This window comes from Micromonospora sp. NPDC049645 (genome assembly GCF_040675155.1).
Taxonomy (GTDB): domain Bacteria; phylum Actinomycetota; class Actinomycetes; order Mycobacteriales; family Micromonosporaceae; genus Micromonospora.
The window spans coordinates 130,106-146,458 of the sequence record NZ_JBFAOI010000012.1 but is presented as its reverse complement, the minus strand read 5'-3'; the positions used below and the strand labels follow the sequence as shown (position 1 = coordinate 146,458).

Below are 16,353 nucleotides of genomic sequence, written 5' to 3'. Positions count from 1 at the left end.
TCGACCGGGCCGGGCCCTTCCGCGTCCGGTGGGGGCGCTGCGCGGGTCCGGCGATCGGTCACCGGGACGGTGTGGACGCTCGTCGGTCAGATCGGGAAGCGGCCGTGCCGCCAGTGCCAGTGGCCTCCGGCCCTCAGGTGCTCGATGATCGCGCGTTGGAGCACGGTGCGGCGTGGCAGCTCGTCGAGCGGCGTGGTCAGGGTGCGGAACCCGAACCGCAGCACCTCGATATCCGCGTCCGGCCCTTCCGACGCCTGGTAGGGCTCCAGCTCGAACCTCCGCTGGAACCGCACGATGTTGGAATCCTCGGGGAGATACTCCCGCAGCTGCGGGTCGAGCAGCCAGGAGGCGCAGGAGAACGCGGTGTACCGCTCGTCGGGAAAGTGCCGTGGGAAGAACGCGCGGGCCTCATCGAGCGACGCGTCGACCGCCTCCGGGGTCAACGGCCCCGAATCCGGGACGTGCAGGCCGATCGCACCGTCGCCGCGCTGGTGCTGTAGCCGGCCCAGCTCGTAGACGCTGCCGCGCGCGTGCAGCGTCAGCCAGCTCTGCATGATCGGCCAGCCCTCGCCGCGCATCCGCCGGTCGATCGCGAGATTACGGCCCAGGTCGGCGAGGGTCACCCAGGACACGGCGTCGGGGATGGCGTGGTCGCGGTGGTACGCCCGGACGACGTCGAGCATGGCCAGGTACGCGTACACGTAGAGATGCCGCCAGGCCGGCCCCCGGTCGCGCGGTAGCTCCGGGCCGGGTGGCAGCCAGTCGTAGCCCCCGAAGTCGGCGCGGACCAGTGCGATCGACCGGTCGAGCAGCCACCGCAGCTCGGGCGTCCACAGCGGAGACTCGGGGTCCGGCCAGCCCGCCATGATCTCGGCGGCGTCGTCCGGCCGCACGGCGAGCCGGTCGAGGATCGCGGGCGCGTCGGCCTTGGCCGGCAGCGGCGCCGACGGCCCGTCCCCGGCGAGCCGGTGCACGCGGTCAACGTCTTCGACGGGCACCCCGAGCCGGGCGGCGATGTCGTCCAGATCCACGCCGACGACCCTACCGGCCGGTGGGCGGTTCAGGAGTCCGCGGGAACTCCGGCGTCGAGTTGCCCGATCATCGGCGCGAGGAGGTCGTTGAGTTCCCGGGCCAGCACCACCACGGCCCGCCGCGCCGCGGAGGCGACGTCGTCGTCCGGCCCGTCGGGCGTCGGCGGCAGATCGTCGAGCGGAACCGGCGCCTCCACCTGCAACGTCGCGCGCAGGTACGGCCGGCGCGTCTGGTCCTGCTCGGTGGGTGTGGTGAACTGGCCGAACAGCCGGGGCCAGTCCTGCCACCCACGGTCGCGCTGCCACTGCTTGGACCAGGTCAGCTCCGCCGGCCACCGGGACGCCACGGTCACCGCGCAGACCATGCTGCCGTCCCACGGGCTGCGCAGGCAGGTCGCCGAGATGATCCGCCGGTGCCAGCGGACGAAGCCGGGCGACAACCCGGTGGCCAGACGCCAGGACGTCACCGCGAACGCGACCGGCGCGAAGTCACCCCAGGTGTCGGCGAACTCGTCGACCCGACGAAGGACCTCGGCCTCGTACCGGCCGCGACCGTCGGTGCCGTGCTCGCGGTCGAACTGCTCGTCCAACCAGAAGGCGCGCGGATCCGGCATCCTCAACCCCGTTTCACAGCGGTGGTGTCCCCGCACCCGAACCTAGGCGAATGTCGGGGTACGGACGACAACCTCGCTGGTTGTTAATCTGCGTTATGCCCTCATCGGACCTCCCCGTTTGGGTGACCCTGACCGTTGCCGGCGTCGGCGTGGTGGGAATCGTGGCAGGCAGTGTCGTCCAGTCGTTGCGGGACGACCGGCGCTGGGAACGCGAACGGCAACGGGAGCGCGAGCGGTGGGCCCGGGAGGACACGAACCGCTGGTTCGTGCTGAAGACGGAGAGGTACGCGGCGTTCCTCAAGGTCGCCAACGAGTGGGGCAACACCCTGTTCTATCCCCGCCTGCACGCGCCGGCACCCGATGACGCGCCGACTCTCGAACAGCTGGTGGACCAGGAGATGTCCAACCTGATGTTCTACGCCTCCGCCGAGATCCGAGAGAAGGCCATCACCCTGTGGGAGATCCTGCAGACGGCCGCCCAGGCGCTCACCGACCCGGACACCAGCCGATCGGAGCAGGAACGCGTCGATCAACTGGTGGCCGACTGGGAGATGTGGCGGCAGCCCTTCGGCGATGCCGCGCCGGACGACGACCTCCGCACCGTCATCAGACGGCACTTCGACAGAAGCTGGGGCTCGTGCGCCACGGCGATGCGGCAGGACCTGAACGTGCCGTGACGACCGGGCCCGCTGCCGTCGTCGCGGTGCCATTCCGATCCGGCCGCACCCGTCGGCGTGCGGGCAGCGCTTGACAAGAAGCCGGTTCCAGAGTGGACGATGCAGCGTGCGAATTCTTGTGGTGGGTGGCAGCGGCCTGATCGGTGCTCACGTGGCGGACGTCCTGCGGGAGCGTGGTCACACCGCGACCACGGTGGCGCGTACGGCCCAGCCGGGCGTCGACCACCTGCTCGACGTCGGGTCCGCCTCGATCGACGACCTGCGGCCGTTGCTCGCCGGTCACGAGGGTGTCGTGTACGCCACCCGCACCGACGAGCAGCGTCCGCTGCCCAAGCCGATCTATCCCGAGTTCCGCCGCGACAACGTCGACCCGGTCGTACGCCTGCTCACCGCCGCCCGCCTCGAAAATCTCACCCGGGCAGTCGTGATGGGCTCCTACTACACCTACTTCGACCGGCTCCACCCCCAGTGGCGCCTGGCCGAGCGGCACACGTACATCCGGTGTCGCCTGGAACAGGCCCGGGAGGGACGGGCGGCGGCCGGTCCGGGTCTGCCGGTCGCCGTCCTCGAACTGCCCTTCGTCTTCGGCCGCGCCGGCGACCGCCTGCCCAACTGGGCCGGACCGCTGGACCGGTGGGCGCGCTCGCGTACACCCCTGCTCGCCCCGACCGGCGGGAGCGCCGCGGCCTCCGCGCGCAGCGTCGCCGAGATCGCGGTCGACGCCCTGGAGCAGGCCAGCGGCGCGGACATCCCGGTCGCCGACGAGAACCTCAGCTGGCACGACATGATCACGCGGATCGCCGGGGCGGTGGGCCGACCCCGCCGGGTCGGCCGCCTGCCGGCCGGCGCGGCGCGGGCCGCGCTGCGACTCGGCGGCGCGGCACAGGCCCTCGGTCGCAAGGAGTCGGGCATCAACCCCAGCCACCTCGCCGACCTCCTGCTCACGGACCTGTTCGTCCAGCCGACGACCGGCCGCTCGCTGGACGCGGCGCTCCGCGAGACCTTCCCGGACAACGGGGCGGCCTGACCCGGCGGCGGTGGGCACTACGACGTGGCGGGGTCGTCCGATCGGCGCTGCCGCACGGCGATCTCCACGAATTCGTGCACCAGCGGTGATCCGTTGCCCTCCGCCCAGGCCAGGCACACCTGGTTGGGCCCGAGGTCGTCGACGGGCAGGTGGACGACGTCCGGCCTGGTGTAGAACGTTGCAGTCGACAGCGGCAGGATCACCATCCCGGCCCCCGCCGCGACGTGCTCCAGCTTCTCCTCGACGGAGTTCAGCTCGGGCCGGGGGCGGGGATAGGGGTCGGTTCGGCGGTTCGGCAGGTCCCGCCATTCCGGCACCGCGTCGGGGTCTTGCAGCAGCCGTTCCTCGACCAGTTCGGCGAGGGCGACGGACTCCTTGCCGGCCAGGCGGTGGTCGCCGGCCAGGGCCACGACGCGCGGCTCGGTGAACAGTGGGCGCAGCCGCAGACCGCGCTGGTCGACCGGCAACCGCACGTAACCGACATCCGCCCGCCCCTCGCGGACGATCTCGGCCTGGTCGTCCCAGGACGTACGGACGACGTCGACGGCCAGGTCGGGGTGCCGGCGGGTGATCGCGCGGGCCTCGGCGGTGACGAGCACGCCGGGCATGAACGCGATGGTGAACGTCGGCCTGCCGTGCGCGGCCCGCTGCACCCGCCGCCGCAGGGCCTCGGCCGAGGCGAGCAGCGGCCGGGCGTCGGCCAGCAACTGACGGCCAGCCTCGGTGAGCACGGTCGAGCGGCGGTCCCGGACGAACAGCTCTGCGCGAAGTTCGTGCTCGAAGGCCCGGATCTGACGCGACAGGACCGGCTGGGCGATGTGCAACCGCGCGGCGGCCCGACCGAAGTGCAACTCCTCAGCGACCGCCACGAAGTAACGGAGCTTGCGCAGATCGACGTCCACCCTGCCCCCCGTCCGGTGCCCGCGCCGGGCAGTTCCACGATACCCGCCGGGTATGACTGGGGTGATGCTCAACGGGCATCACAGCAGGTGAAAGAGGTCTTGGACGCAGGCTTCCCCGCGGGGCACGGTGGTAACCGTCCCACCACACGATCCGAAGGACACGATCATGACTCTCATCGACCAGCGTGTCGTCGTACTCGGCGGAACCTCCGGGATCGGCCTCGCCACCGCCGCCCGCGCCGCCCGCGAGGGCGCTCAGGTCGTGGTCGCCTCCAGCAACCAGCGCAGCGTGGACCGCGCCCTGACGACCCTGCCGACCACCACCCAGGGGTACGTCGCCGACCTCACCGACCCCGACGCGGTGTCCCGGCTGTTCCGGGGTATCGGCCCGTTCGACCACCTCGTCTACACCGCCGGTGAACCCCTCGCGCTGATGTCCGTCGACGCCCTCGACGTCACCGCCGCCCGGACCGCCTTCGACCTTCGCTACTTCGGCTCCCTGTCGGCGGTCAACGCGGCGCTGTCGTACCTGCGCCCAGGTGGCTCGATCACCCTCACCACCGGCACCGCCAACCACCGGCCCAGCGCCGGCTGGTCGGTGGCGGCCAGCATCACCGGGGCAATCGACGCGCTGGTCCGCGCGCTCGCCGTCGAACTCGCCCCGATCCGGGTCAACGCCGTCTCCGCCGGGGTGATCCGCTCACCGCTCTGGGACTCCCTGCCCGAGGAAACCCGAGAGCAGATGTACGCGCAGCTCAGCGAGTCGCTTCCACTCGGTCGGGTGGGCGAGCCCGAGGAGGTCGCCGAGGCGTTCGTCTACCTCCTGCGCGCGACCTACGCCACCGGCACGGTGGTGACCGTGGACGGGGGCACCCTGATCGCCTGAGCCCGCCCCGCGCCGGCCGGCGACCGTCAGCGGAGCTGCTCGGCCAGGCCGACGACGATGCCCTCCGGGCCACGGACGTAGCAGAGCCGAAAGATGTCCTCGTACCGCTCCACCTCGCCGACGAGTTCGGCCCCGTGGCCGCGCAGCCGGGCGATCACGTCGTCGATGTCGTCGACGGCGAACATGATGCGCCGAATGCCAAGCGTGTTCGCCGGAGCGTCCCTCGGTTCCGCGCTGATCGCGGCCGGTCGGTGGAACATCGCCAGCTCGACCTTGCCGTGGCCGTCCGGGGTCCGCAGCATCGCGACCTCCTGGCGTACGTCGTCGATCCCGATGACGCGCTCCACCCACCGCCCCTCGACCGGCCCCCTGCCCTCCAACTCCATGCCGAGTTCGACGAAGAACGCGATGACCGCGTCAAGGTCCTCGACAACGATGAGGACGTTGTCCATCCGCTGGATCGCCACGCGGGATCTCCCTGCTCTGCTGCGGTCACGGTGACCGCATCCTCCCTGAAGACGGAGCCGTCTGGCTGTTCTCGACACCCAAAGCGGACTGCCTGGTCGCGTGGCGGCCCGCTGGCTGTAGTGACAGGCAGTCAGCTGTCCGGCGGCCCGAGCCTCAGAGTCAGCCCTTCCTCAGCCGCCAGCACCGCGCCGCCGAACTCCACCTGCGCGGCGGCCACCGCCGCCACCCGGTCGTTGCCCGGCCAGAAGTGGGTGAGCAGCAGGCGGCGGGCACCCGCCCGGTGAGCCCACAGACCGGCTTCGGTGGAGGTCAGCAGGTTTCGGGTGGGACGGCCGCTCTCGCCGTCGTAATCCGTCGCCTCGACGATGAACAGGTCGGCGTCACGACCCAGCTCGGCCAACACGGGAGTCGGCCCCGTGTCCCCGGAGTAGGCCAGGGCAGTCCCGTCGGCCTGAAGCCGGATGCCAGCGTTCGGTACGAAGTGCGGGAGGGAAAACCCGGTGAGATCGAACGGCCCGACCCGGTAGCTGCCGGGTAGAGGGCGCGTGTCGAATACCGCGTGCAGGTCGACATCGGGCTCCAGGCCGCTGAGCCGGTCGAGCACGCCGGGCGGGCAGTACAACGGCAGCCGCGGCCCTCCGGGCTGACCATAGAACCGCATTCTGAACAGAGCGTGCAGGTCGATGCAGTGATCCGGGTGCTCATGGGTGATGACGACGGCGTCCACCGCACCATCCGGGTCGACATTCACGTTGCGGTGGCGGCACTGGACAGCCGACTGGGTGGTGAGCACATGCCCCGCCGGCCGCAGTGGCACTGCCAGGCGTGCGAGCAGCCTTGGCCGTGCGACCCAGCGCGGGTACACCTGGCGGAGGAGTTCGGCGCCAACCGGGTCAACCTGTCCATTTACGTCAGCGGCCTGCTCGATATGGCCTTGGAAGAGTTGCCGACCGCCGACACCGCCGACCTGTACGACAGATTCGTGGCCTGGACTCGCCGACCGAACGACGAAGACGCCCCGCCAGCCCAGTGAAGGCTGGCGGGGCGTCTCGTTGCGAACTGCTGCTGGCGACGCGTAGGGCCGTCTTGCCTACTTGGCGTTGAAGTAGTTGGCTTCCGGGTGGTGCACCACGATCGCGTCGGTGGCCTGCTCCGGCATGAGCTGGAACTCCTCGGACAGCTCGACCCCGATCCGGTCCGCACCGAGCAGATCCATGATCTTCGCCCGGTCCTCCAGGTCGGGGCAGGCCGGGTAACCGAACGCGTACCGGCAGCCCCGGTAGTCGTTGTGCAGGATGCCGGCCAGGTCCGTCGGGTCGTCGTGCCCCAACGGGCGACCGTCGGGCAGGGTCATCTCGGCGCGGATCCGCTGGTGCCAGTATTCGGCGAGGGCCTCGGTGAGCTGCACGGAGAGCCCGTGCACCTCCAGGTAGTCGCGGTACTCGTTGCGGGCGAACAGCTTCGCCGCGTACTCGCTGACCGGCTGACCCACGGTGACCAGTTGCAACGCGACCACATCGAGCTGGTCGCCCTTGGGCTTGAAAAAGTCCGCCAGGCAGAGCCGCCGCTCCTGCCGCTGCCGGGGAAAGGAGAACCGGGCGCGCTCCGCGTGCCCGTTCTCGTCGAGCACCACCAGGTCGTTGCCCTCGGAGTACGCGGGGAAGTAGCCGTACACCACGGCTGCCTCGAGCACCTGGTCGGCGATCAGCCGATCCAGCCAGTACCGCAGGCGCGGCCGGCCCTCGGTCTCGACCAGCTCCTCGTAGGAGGGTCCGTTACCGCCTCGGGCGCCGCGCAGCCCCCACTGCCCGGAGAAGGTGGCCCGCTCGTCGAGCAGCGCCGCGTAGTCGGCCATCGGCACGCCCTTGACCACCCGGGTGCCGAAGAACGGCGGGGTGGGCACCGCCACGTCCGCGGCCACGTCCGAGCGGACCGACGAGTCGTGCAGCTCCGGCAGCGAGGTGGTGACCATCGAACGCTGCCGTTCCCGGCGAGCCCGCCGGGCCTCCAGAGCCGCCTCCCGCTCCGGGTCGACCACCGGGGCGCCACCCCGCTTGGCGGTCATCACCTTGTCCATCAGGGACAGGCCCTCGAACGCGTCCCGCGCGTAGTGCACCTGGCCGGGGAACATCGACCGCAGGTCGTCCTCGACGTACGCGCGGGTCAGCGCCGCCCCGCCCAGCAGGACGGGCCAGCGTTCGGCGACCCCGCGGGTGGCCATCTCGACCAGGTTTTCCTTCATGATCACCGTGCTCTTGACCAGCAGCCCGGACATGCCGATCGCGTCGGCACGGTGTTCCTCGGCGGCGTCCAGGATGGCGTTGATCGGCTGCTTGATGCCGATGTTCACCACCTCGTAGCCGTTGTTGGACAGGATGATGTCGACCAGGTTCTTGCCGATGTCGTGCACGTCGCCGCGCACGGTGGCGAGCACGATGCGACCCTTGCCGCCGTCCTCGGTGGTCTCCATGTGCGGCTCCAGGTAGGCCACCGCGGTCTTCATCACCTCGGCGGACTGGAGCACGAACGGCAGCTGCATCTGGCCGGAGCCGAACAGCTCACCGACCACCTTCATCCCGTCCAGCAGAATGTCATTGATGATCGAGAGCGGGGACCGACCACCGGCCATCGCCTCGTCCAGGTCGGCCTCCAGGCCGTTGCGCTCACCGTCGATGATCCGTCGCTTGAGCCGCTCGTCCAGCGGCAACGCCGCCAACTCCTGGGCCCGACTGGCCCGCGCACTGGTCACGTCCACGCCCTCGAACAGCTCCAGGAAACGCTGCACCGGGTCGTACCCCTCGCGGCGCCGGTCGTACACCAGGTCCAGGGCGACCTCGCGCTGCTCCTCCGGGATCTTCGACATCGGCAGGATCTTGCTGGCGTGCACGATCGCCGAGGTCAGGCCGGCCTGCACGCACTCGTGCAGGAACACCGAGTTGAGCACCTGCCGGGCCGCCGGGTTGAGCCCGAACGAGATGTTCGAGATGCCCAGGGTGAAGTTGACCCCCGGGTAGCGGCGCGCGATCTCCCGGATCGCCTCGATCGTCTCGATGCCGTCGCGGCGGGTCTCCTCCTGCCCGGTGGCGATCGGGAAGGTCAACGCGTCGATCAGGATGTCCGAGCGGTCCATGCCCCACCGGTCGGTCAGGTCGTCGATCAACCGCGCCGCGACCCGGACCTTCCACTCCTGGGTACGGGCCTGCCCCTCCTCGTCGATGAGCAGCGCCACCACCGCGGCGCCGTGCTCACGGACGATCGGCATCACCCGCGCGTACCGGGAGTCGGGGCCGTCGCCGTCCTCGAAGTTGACCGAGTTGACCACACAACGGCCGCCGAGCATCTCCAACCCGGCCTCCACCACGTTCGGCTCGGTGGAGTCCAACATGATCGGCAGCGTCGAGGCGGTGGCGAACCGGCCGGCCAACTCCCGCATGTCCTGCGTGCCGTCCCGGCCGACGTAGTCCACGCACAGGTCGAGCAGGTGCGAACCGTCGCGCGCCTGGCTGCGGGCGATCTCCGTACAGGCCCGCCAGTCGCCGGCGAGCATCGCCTCCCGGAACGCCTTCGAGCCGTTGGCGTTGGTCCGCTCCCCCACCATCAGCACCGACGCGTCCTGGGCGAACGGCACCGGGTGGTACACCGACGAGACACCCGCCTCGTGTCGGGGCTCACGGGCCGGGGCGACGGTGCCGTGCAGCCGTTCCGCAAGCACCCGGACGTGCTCCGGGGTGGTGCCGCAACAGCCGCCGATCAGCCCCACGCCGTACTCGGTGATGAACCGCTCCAGGGCCTCGGCCAGCTCCACGGGAGTCAGCGGGAAGTACGCCCCGTCGGCGGTCAACACCGGCAGGCCGGCGTTCGGCATCACCGACAGCGGAATGCGGGAGTGCTGCGACAGGTAACGCAGGTGCTCGCTCATCTCGGCGGGACCGGTCGAGCAGTTGAGCCCGATCAGGTCCACGCCGAGCGGTTCGATCGCCGCCAGGGCCGCGCCGATCTCGCTGCCGACCAGCATGGTGCCGGTGGTCTCCACGGCGACGTGACAGATGATCGGCACCGACTGGCCCAGCTCGGCCATCGCCCGCTTCGACCCGACCACGGCCGCCTTGACCTGGAGCAGGTCCTGGCAGGTCTCGATGATCAGCGCGTCCGCGCCGCCGACGATCAGACCCGCGGCGTTCTCCTGATAGGCGTCGCGCAGGGTCGAGTAGGGGGCGTGGCCCAGGGTGGGCAGCTTGGTGCCCGGCCCGATCGAGCCGAGCACGAACCGGGGCCGCTGCGGGGTGCTGGCCGCGTCGGCGGCCTCCCGGGCGATCCGGGCACCCGCCTCGGACAGCTCGCGGATGCGGTGCGGGATGTCGTACTCGGCGAGGTTGGCGAGGTTGGCGCCGAAGGTGTTGGTCTCCACGCAGTCGGCGCCGACGGCCAGGTAGGCGTCGTGCACCCCGCGCACCACGTCCGGACGGGTGACATTGAGGATCTCGTTGCACCCCTCCAGCCCGTCGAAGTCGTCGAGCGTGAGGTCCGCAGCCTGCAGCATCGTGCCCATCGCACCGTCGGCGATGAGGATCCGGTCTGCCAGCACATCCATCAATGAAGTCCGCACCCGTTCAGGTTAATGCGATTCGGCCTTACTCCACGACCGCCCTCGAGCGATCCCCTATTGTGTCACCGGGATCACCCTGTCTGGTTCGTTCGGGTATGACCGGCTGCCGGACCGGCCGACCGGCGCGGCCGACAGGCCGCGCCCTCGCCCGGCACGTAGGCTGACGGACGTGAAGGACAACAGGGACGCCGCCGTGCCCCACGGTATGACGACCGGGCGCGGTCCCGGCGTCAGCCGCGACGAGCAGGGTGAGGTGACGGCGTGACCGAGTTCGACGGACTGCCGGTGCTGCGGTCCCCGGTGGCGATCGCCGCGTTCGAGGGCTGGAATGACGCCGCCGACGCGTCCACCGCCGCGGTCGAGCACCTGGAGCAGGTCTGGAACGCCCGGCAGATCACCGAGCTGGACCCGGAAGACTTCTACGACTTCCAGGTCAGCCGGCCCACCATCACGATGGCCGACGGGGAGACCCGACGGGTGGAGTGGCCGACGACCCGGTTCATGGTGGCCAGCCCCGAGGGCACCGACCGCGACGTGGTGCTGATCCGCGGCATCGAGCCCAGCATGCGTTGGCGGACGTTCTGCGAACAGGTGCTGGAGATCTGCCACAGCCTGGAGGTGGAACGGGTGGTGCTGCTCGGCGCGTTGCTGGCCGACGTGCCGTACACCCGGCCGCTGCCGATCAGCGGCAGCGCCTCCGACGCGCAGGCCGCCGAGCGCTACCAGCTCACCCCCACCCGCTACGACGGGCCGACCGGCATCGTCGGCGTGCTGCACGACGCCTGCACCCGCGCCGAGGTGGACGCCGTCTCGTTCTGGGTGCACGTGCCGCACTACGCCAACAACCCGCCCTGCCCGAAGGCCACCCTCGCCCTGCTGCACCGGGTCGAGGAGGTCGTCGACCTGCCGGTGCCGATGGCCGACCTCGCCGAGGAGTCCGCCGAGTGGGAACAGCGGGTGCGCAGCGCCGCCGAGCAGGACGCCGAGCTGGGCGAGTACGTCCGTGAGCTGGAGGAACGGGTCGGCGACGAGGGCATTACCCCGTTGACCGGCGACGAGATCGCCCAGGAGTTCGAGAAGTACCTGCGGCGTCGGGGCGGTTCGGCCGGCCCCACCGCCGGTTCCTGGTAGCACTGTTCGCTGCGGGCCCTCGGACCTTTTGTGGTCCGGGGGCCCGTTTTTGGCGTGTCCGGGGTGGCGCCGGCACACCCGCTAGGGCATCCTAGGAACCTAGATGTGATCAAGGAGGCGGGTGTGCAGATCAACCCCGGGGCCGCCGAGTTCCCCCACCGACAGATCGCCGCGCAGCTCAAGGCCCAGGTCCGCCGCGGCGACTGGGGGCCGGGTGAGCGACTGCCGTCCATCCCGGCCATCGCCGAGATGTTCGGCGTCGCCAAGCAGACCGTGCAACGCGCCGTCGACCAGCTGCGGGTCGAGGGCATCCTGATCACCAAACCCGGCTCCGGTACGTACGTCCGGGGCACCCGCCGCCGCCTCAACCGTCTCTCCCGAGGGCGGTACGGCGGCTTCCGTGGCTACCACACCGACCTGGCCGCCCGATACCGGCAGCAGCTCGTCTCCGTCGGGCACGCCCCCGCCCCCGCCGAGGTGGCCGACGCGTTCGGGGTGTCCGACGGCACCGACCTGCTGTGCCGCCGGCACCTCGTCCGCACCGAAGACTCGCCCGTCGAGGTCGGTGCCTCCTGGTTCCTGCCTCGCGACACCGCCGGCACCTCACTGGAACGCGCGGAGGCGTTCGGCCGGCCGCTGTACCAGGAAGCCGAGGAGGCCACCGGACGGCGCTACGTCTCGGCCACCGACACGATCAGCGCCCGACAGCCCAGCCGGGAGGAGGCCGAGACCCTCCAGATCCGGCCCGACACGCCGGTGCTGCACCTGCTGCACGTGGCGTACGACGCGCACCGCAAGCCGATCGAGGTGTCCCAGGCGACCTGGCCGGGCCCCATGACCACCCTGACCGAGGAATACAAGATCCCCGCCCCAACCCCCGACCCAGAACCCGACCCCGGCCTGATCCTGGGCTAACCCCAGCCCCGCCCAGCCCACCCCAACCCCGCGACTCCTCTATCGGTGATTGGGGGTTGACGGGTTCGGCAGAGATCAAACCGCCCGTCAACCCCACGATCGACGATCGACCACGGGGTTTTTTCGGGTGATCGACTCGGCTTTCAGGAAAGCGGTGGGTCGCGCCGGGTGGGACACCGCGACTTCCTGAAAGCCGAGTCGATCAACGCCCAGGGGCGGTGCGACGCCTGCGCGGGGGCGGCGCGGCACGGTGCAGCCGCGCGGCACGGTGCAGCCACGCGGCACGGTGCAGCCACGCGGCACGGTGCAGCCACGCGGCACGGTGCAGCCACGCGGCACGGTGGGCACCCCGGGCGCCCCGGGCACCGCGCGCACCGGGCACCCCGGGCACCGCGCGCACCCCGGGCACCGGGTTAGAGGCGAATGCCGAGGAGGGCGTCCACCGTGTTCGCGAAGAGGGCGGGCGCTTCGGGGTCGTCCGTGCTGCCGGACAGGGCCCCGTCGGCCCAGCGGTCGGCCGCCGCCAGGGCGCCGGGGGTGTCCAGGTCGTCGGCGAGGCGGGCGCGTACCTCGGCCAGCAACTCGGCCCCGGACGGCCCGGACGGCGCGGCGGCGGCGCGGCGCCAGCGGTCCAGGCGCTCGTGTGCGGCGGTGAGCAGGTCGTCGGTCCAGGTGCGGTCGCTGCGGTAGTGCCCGGAGATCAGCGCCAGCCGGATCGCCATCGGGTCGACCTTGTCGGCGCGCAGCCGGGACACGAAGACCAGGTTGCCGCGGGACTTGGACATCTTCTCGCCGTTCAAGCCGATCATCCCGGCGTGGACGTAGTGCTCGGCGAACGGCGCCTGGCCGGTGAGCCGCTCGGCGTGCGCGGCGGAGGCCTCGTGGTGCGGGAACAGCAGGTCGTTGCCGCCGCCCTGCACGTCGATCCGGTCGCCGAGCAGGTTCAGCGCGATCACCGCGCACTCGATGTGCCAACCGGGGCGGCCCGGGCCCAGCTCGCCGCCCGGCCAGGACGGCTCACCCTCGCGGGCGCCACGCCACAGTAGCGGGTCCAGCGGGTCGCGCTTGCCGGCCCGATCGGGGTCACCGCCGCGCTCCGGGAAGATTTCCAGCATCTGCTCACGGGTCAGGTTCGACTCGTAGCCGAAGCGGGGCGTGGCGGAGATGTCGAAGTAGACGTCGCCGGTGCCGTCGTCGAGCCGGTACGCGGCGCCGTCCTTGAGCAACGCCTCGACCCGGTCGGCGATGTCCGGGATCGACTCGACCGCGCCCACGTAGTGCGCCGGCGGGATGATCCGCAGCGCCTCCATGTCCTCCCGGAACAGCGCCGTCTCCCGCATCGCCAGGACCACCCAGTCCTCGCCGTCGCGGGCGGCCCGCTCCAGCAGCGGGTCGTCGATGTCGGTGACGTTCTGCACGTAGCGCACCGGGCGGCCGGCGTCGCGCCACATCCGCTGCACCAGGTCGAACGTGATCATGGTGGCGGCGTGGCCGAGGTGGGTGGCGTCGTACGGGGTGATGCCGCAGACGTACATGCTTCCCGCGTCCGCCGGCTCACTCGGGTGGACACCCTGCCGCGCCGAGTCGTACAACGCCAGTGGCTCGCCCCTGCCCGGCAGCCGTGGCACCTCGTGTCCCGCCCAAGACTCCATGGGCATCAGCCTAGCCAGCCCGACGACCACGCCCGAGCACCCCACGGGTGATCAAAATGACAACGGCTCACATGGGCGGCCAGGGCATCGCCGGCCAGTCCTCCGGGGGCTGCGGGAAGCGACCGGTGACGCGCAGCCGGTCGATTCGGGCGGCCACCTCGGCCACCTCGCTGATCGTCAGGTGGTCGGCCAGCTCCGCGCCGAGCGCCCCGGCGACCTGACCGGCCAGTGCGTCGAGCATCTCCACGGCGTCCGGGGGCAACTGCTTGCCGGCCCAGCCCCAGAGGACCGTGCGCAGCTTGTCCTCGACGTGGAAGCTCACCCCGTGGTCCACGCCGTAGATCCGGTCGTCGGCACCGACGAGCACGTGCCCACCCTTGCGGTCGGCGTTGTTGAGCACCGCGTCGAGCACCGCCAGTCGGGCCAGCCGTGGGTCGTCGGCGTGGGCGAGGGCGTAGGCGGCGCCGTCGTCGTCGCGGGCCGCCGCGATCGGGAACCAGCGCGGCGGTATCTCCCCGGCGGGAAGGAAACCGACGAGCGGTTCGGCGTCCTCCGGCTCGTCGATCCACAGCTGGCAGGAGCCGGGGCCGAACGGCCCGTCGCGCAGCACGGTGGGCGGCACCAGGTCCCACCCGGTGGCCCGGGACACCAGGTACGCCGAGACCTCCCGACCGGCCAGGGTGCCGTCGGGGAAGTCCCAGAGTGGGCGTTCGCCACGGACCGGCTTGTAGACGCAGCGGGCGGTCAGCTCGCCCAGGGTCAGGATGCCGCGCAGCGTCGTGTTCGACGCGTCGACCAGCCGACCCTCCAGGTCGAGGACGCCGTCACGCAGCAGCCGCAGCGCGGCGTCGCCGTCCTGGCGAGGCTGGAGGCCGGACGAGGTCACCGGTGATAACCGTTGTGCCGCGGGCAGAGGTGCCCGGCGGGGTCCAACGGTTGGCCGCAGAGCGGGCACGGTGGCCGGCCCGCGTTGACCACTCGCCGGGCCCGCTCGATGAACTGGCGGGTCGCCTGCGGGGTGAGCCGGACCCGGAGCCGGTCCAGGTCCTCGTCCGGCTCGTCGTCGTCCTCGTCGTCCTCGTCGTCGTCCTCGTCGCCCAGCTCGACCTCGGGCTCCACCTCGCCCGCCGCGATCGCCTCGATCACCACGGTCGCGGTGTCCACGTCGAAGGCCAGCCCGAGGGTCCCGACCCGGAACTCCTCGTCGACCGGAGTGTCCAGCGGCTCGTTGTCGCCGATCACCGGCGCCAGCTCGGGCAGGTCCACCCCGAAGCGACGCTGGGCCTCGGTGAGCAGCTCCTCCAGCTTCTCGGCGAGCAGGGACACCTGGACCTTCTCCAGCGCGACGCTGACCAGCCTGCCGCCGCCGCGGGCCTGCAGGAAGAACGTGCGCTCCCCCGGCGGCCCGACAGTCCCGGCGACGAACCGCTCCGGCGGTTCGAAGGCGTGCACCTGGTGGGTCATACCCACGACCCTATCCGGCCCGCCACGGCATCGCGCACCCCACCGACGCGAATCGCCGCAGCGGCGGCGCGCCCGGCGTACCAGGGCCGATAACCGGGCGTGGCGGCTCGCCTGACGTCCGCTGACGCCCCGTTCGGCGGCGGTGTCGTGACGTGCCTCACCGCGACGCACCGGCCCCGCCGCCGACGGCGGCGTCCGAGTCGGCCACGCGGTTCGCGCGCCGACGCCGCTTGGCTGGCGGCGGCACCAGTGCCGCCAGGTCGCCACCGGTGTCGTTGAGTCGCACCACGAAGGGTCGCAGCGGCGTGAACCGGATCGCCGTCACCGACGCCGGGTCGGCCACGATCCGCTGAAAGGCATCCAGGTGTACGCCGAGCGCGTCCGCCACGATGGCCTTGATCACGTCGCCGTGGCTACACGCCAGCCAGACCGCCTCGGGCCCGTGCTCGGCGCTCACCCGGGCGTCCCAGGACCGCACCGCCGCCACGGCCCGCGCCGCCATCGCCGCCATCGCCTCCCCGCCCGGGAAGACCGCCGCGCTGGGGTGCTGCTGGACCACCGGCCAGAGCGGCTCCTTGGCGAGCTTCTTCAGCGGCTGCCCCTCCCAGCTGCCGTAGTCGCACTCGATCAACCCCTCGTCGACCACCGGGGTGGCCTGCGGGAGCGCCAACTCCAGCGTCTGCCGGCACCGGATCAGCGGGCTGGTCACCACGGCGGCCAGCGGCACCGCCCGCAACCGCTCGCCGACCGCGGTGGCCTGGGCGCGCCCGGTGTCGTCCAACTCGACCGGTTGCCGACCGGCCAGACCGCCGTCGGCGTTCGCCGTGGTGCGGCCATGTCGCAGAAGCAGGAGGGTCGCCACGGGGATCACCCTATGACCTGCGCCCCACCCCGGGCCGTCGCGGGTGAATGTGGCGGGGATGACGGCCGCGGCCCCCGGCTCCGCCCGCGAGCGGAGCCGGGGGCCGCCGACGGGTCGG

16 protein-coding genes are annotated in these 16,353 nt (G+C 71.5%); 6 read left to right on the top strand and 10 right to left on the bottom strand.

The window, feature by feature from the left end:
• Nucleotides 1-86: 86 nt before the first annotated feature.
• Complete coding sequence (locus AB0J33_RS24620; protein ID WP_363616360.1) at nt 87-1,031, bottom strand: acyltransferase domain-containing protein; 945 nt, start codon at nt 1,029-1,031, stop codon at nt 87-89.
• Between the two features lie 29 nt (nt 1,032-1,060).
• Nucleotides 1,061-1,645 (bottom strand): hypothetical protein, encoded by a 585-nt coding sequence (locus tag AB0J33_RS24615; RefSeq protein WP_363616359.1) that lies wholly within the window; start codon nt 1,643-1,645, stop codon nt 1,061-1,063.
• A gap of 161 nt (nt 1,646-1,806) precedes the next feature.
• On the opposite strand from AB0J33_RS24615, the gene AB0J33_RS24610 reads away from it, so the two are divergent.
• Together AB0J33_RS24610 and AB0J33_RS24605 are read left to right on the top strand one after the other, a co-directional pair.
• Entirely contained in the window at nt 1,807-2,322 is a 516-nt protein-coding gene (locus AB0J33_RS24610) for a hypothetical protein (RefSeq protein ID WP_363616358.1), read from the top strand.
• A 106-nt stretch (nt 2,323-2,428) separates the two neighbouring features.
• Nucleotides 2,429-3,349 (top strand): NAD(P)-dependent oxidoreductase, encoded by a 921-nt coding sequence (locus tag AB0J33_RS24605; protein ID WP_363616357.1) that lies wholly within the window; start codon nt 2,429-2,431, stop codon nt 3,347-3,349.
• A 17-nt stretch (nt 3,350-3,366) separates the two neighbouring features.
• Here the strand turns inward: AB0J33_RS24605 and AB0J33_RS24600 are convergent, their stop codons facing one another.
• Nucleotides 3,367-4,251, bottom strand: coding sequence for a LysR substrate-binding domain-containing protein (locus AB0J33_RS24600; protein WP_363616356.1), 885 nt, complete (start codon nt 4,249-4,251; stop codon nt 3,367-3,369).
• Between the two features lie 166 nt (nt 4,252-4,417).
• Here AB0J33_RS24600 and AB0J33_RS24595 point away from each other — a divergent pair, with 166 nt between their 5' ends.
• A complete protein-coding gene (locus tag AB0J33_RS24595; protein WP_363616355.1) occupies nt 4,418-5,137 on the top strand; it encodes an SDR family oxidoreductase in 720 nt (239 codons plus the stop codon).
• A 26-nt stretch (nt 5,138-5,163) separates the two neighbouring features.
• Here the strand turns inward: AB0J33_RS24595 and AB0J33_RS24590 are convergent, their stop codons facing one another.
• Nucleotides 5,164-5,604 carry a VOC family protein gene (locus AB0J33_RS24590; protein WP_363616354.1) on the bottom strand — a complete coding sequence of 147 codons (441 nt, stop codon included), beginning with the start codon at nt 5,602-5,604 and terminating at the stop codon, nt 5,164-5,166.
• 131 nt (nt 5,605-5,735) lie between these two features.
• On the bottom strand, nt 5,736-6,332 hold the full coding sequence (locus AB0J33_RS24585; RefSeq protein WP_363616353.1) for an MBL fold metallo-hydrolase: 597 nt from the start codon (nt 6,330-6,332) through the stop codon (nt 5,736-5,738).
• Between AB0J33_RS24585 and AB0J33_RS24580 the strand changes: the two genes are divergently transcribed.
• Complete coding sequence (locus AB0J33_RS24580; protein ID WP_363616352.1) at nt 6,294-6,638, top strand: hypothetical protein; 345 nt, start codon at nt 6,294-6,296, stop codon at nt 6,636-6,638. The two genes, AB0J33_RS24585 and AB0J33_RS24580, sit on opposite strands and share 39 nt — an antisense overlap.
• Before the next feature lie 57 nt (nt 6,639-6,695).
• On the opposite strand, the gene metH is transcribed toward AB0J33_RS24580, so the two are convergent.
• On the bottom strand, nt 6,696-10,211 hold the full coding sequence (gene metH / locus AB0J33_RS24575) for a methionine synthase (protein WP_363616351.1): 3,516 nt from the start codon (nt 10,209-10,211) through the stop codon (nt 6,696-6,698).
• A gap of 261 nt (nt 10,212-10,472) precedes the next feature.
• Here metH and AB0J33_RS24570 point away from each other — a divergent pair, with 261 nt between their 5' ends.
• Together AB0J33_RS24570 and AB0J33_RS24565 are read left to right on the top strand one after the other, a co-directional pair.
• Complete coding sequence (locus tag AB0J33_RS24570; protein ID WP_282259701.1) at nt 10,473-11,342, top strand: PAC2 family protein; 870 nt, start codon at nt 10,473-10,475, stop codon at nt 11,340-11,342.
• 123 nt (nt 11,343-11,465) lie between these two features.
• On the top strand, nt 11,466-12,257 hold the full coding sequence (locus tag AB0J33_RS24565; RefSeq protein ID WP_363616350.1) for a GntR family transcriptional regulator: 792 nt from the start codon (nt 11,466-11,468) through the stop codon (nt 12,255-12,257).
• A gap of 413 nt (nt 12,258-12,670) precedes the next feature.
• Here AB0J33_RS24565 and mshC read toward each other — a convergent pair whose 3' ends face one another.
• The 4 genes from mshC to AB0J33_RS24545 all read right to left on the bottom strand — a co-directional run bounded on the left by mshC (nt 12,671) and on the right by AB0J33_RS24545 (nt 16,244).
• On the bottom strand, nt 12,671-13,909 hold the full coding sequence (gene mshC / locus AB0J33_RS24560) for a cysteine--1-D-myo-inosityl 2-amino-2-deoxy-alpha-D-glucopyranoside ligase (protein ID WP_363616349.1): 1,239 nt from the start codon (nt 13,907-13,909) through the stop codon (nt 12,671-12,673).
• A 67-nt stretch (nt 13,910-13,976) separates the two neighbouring features.
• A complete protein-coding gene (locus AB0J33_RS24555) occupies nt 13,977-14,795 on the bottom strand; it encodes an SCO1664 family protein (protein WP_363616348.1) in 819 nt (272 codons plus the stop codon).
• Complete coding sequence (locus AB0J33_RS24550; protein ID WP_030332806.1) at nt 14,792-15,373, bottom strand: DUF3090 domain-containing protein; 582 nt, start codon at nt 15,371-15,373, stop codon at nt 14,792-14,794. The genes AB0J33_RS24555 and AB0J33_RS24550 overlap by 4 nt, the downstream gene beginning before the upstream one ends.
• 157 nt (nt 15,374-15,530) lie before the next feature.
• Nucleotides 15,531-16,244 (bottom strand): MSMEG_4193 family putative phosphomutase, encoded by a 714-nt coding sequence (locus AB0J33_RS24545; protein ID WP_363616347.1) that lies wholly within the window; start codon nt 16,242-16,244, stop codon nt 15,531-15,533.
• Nucleotides 16,245-16,353 lie beyond the last annotated feature (109 nt).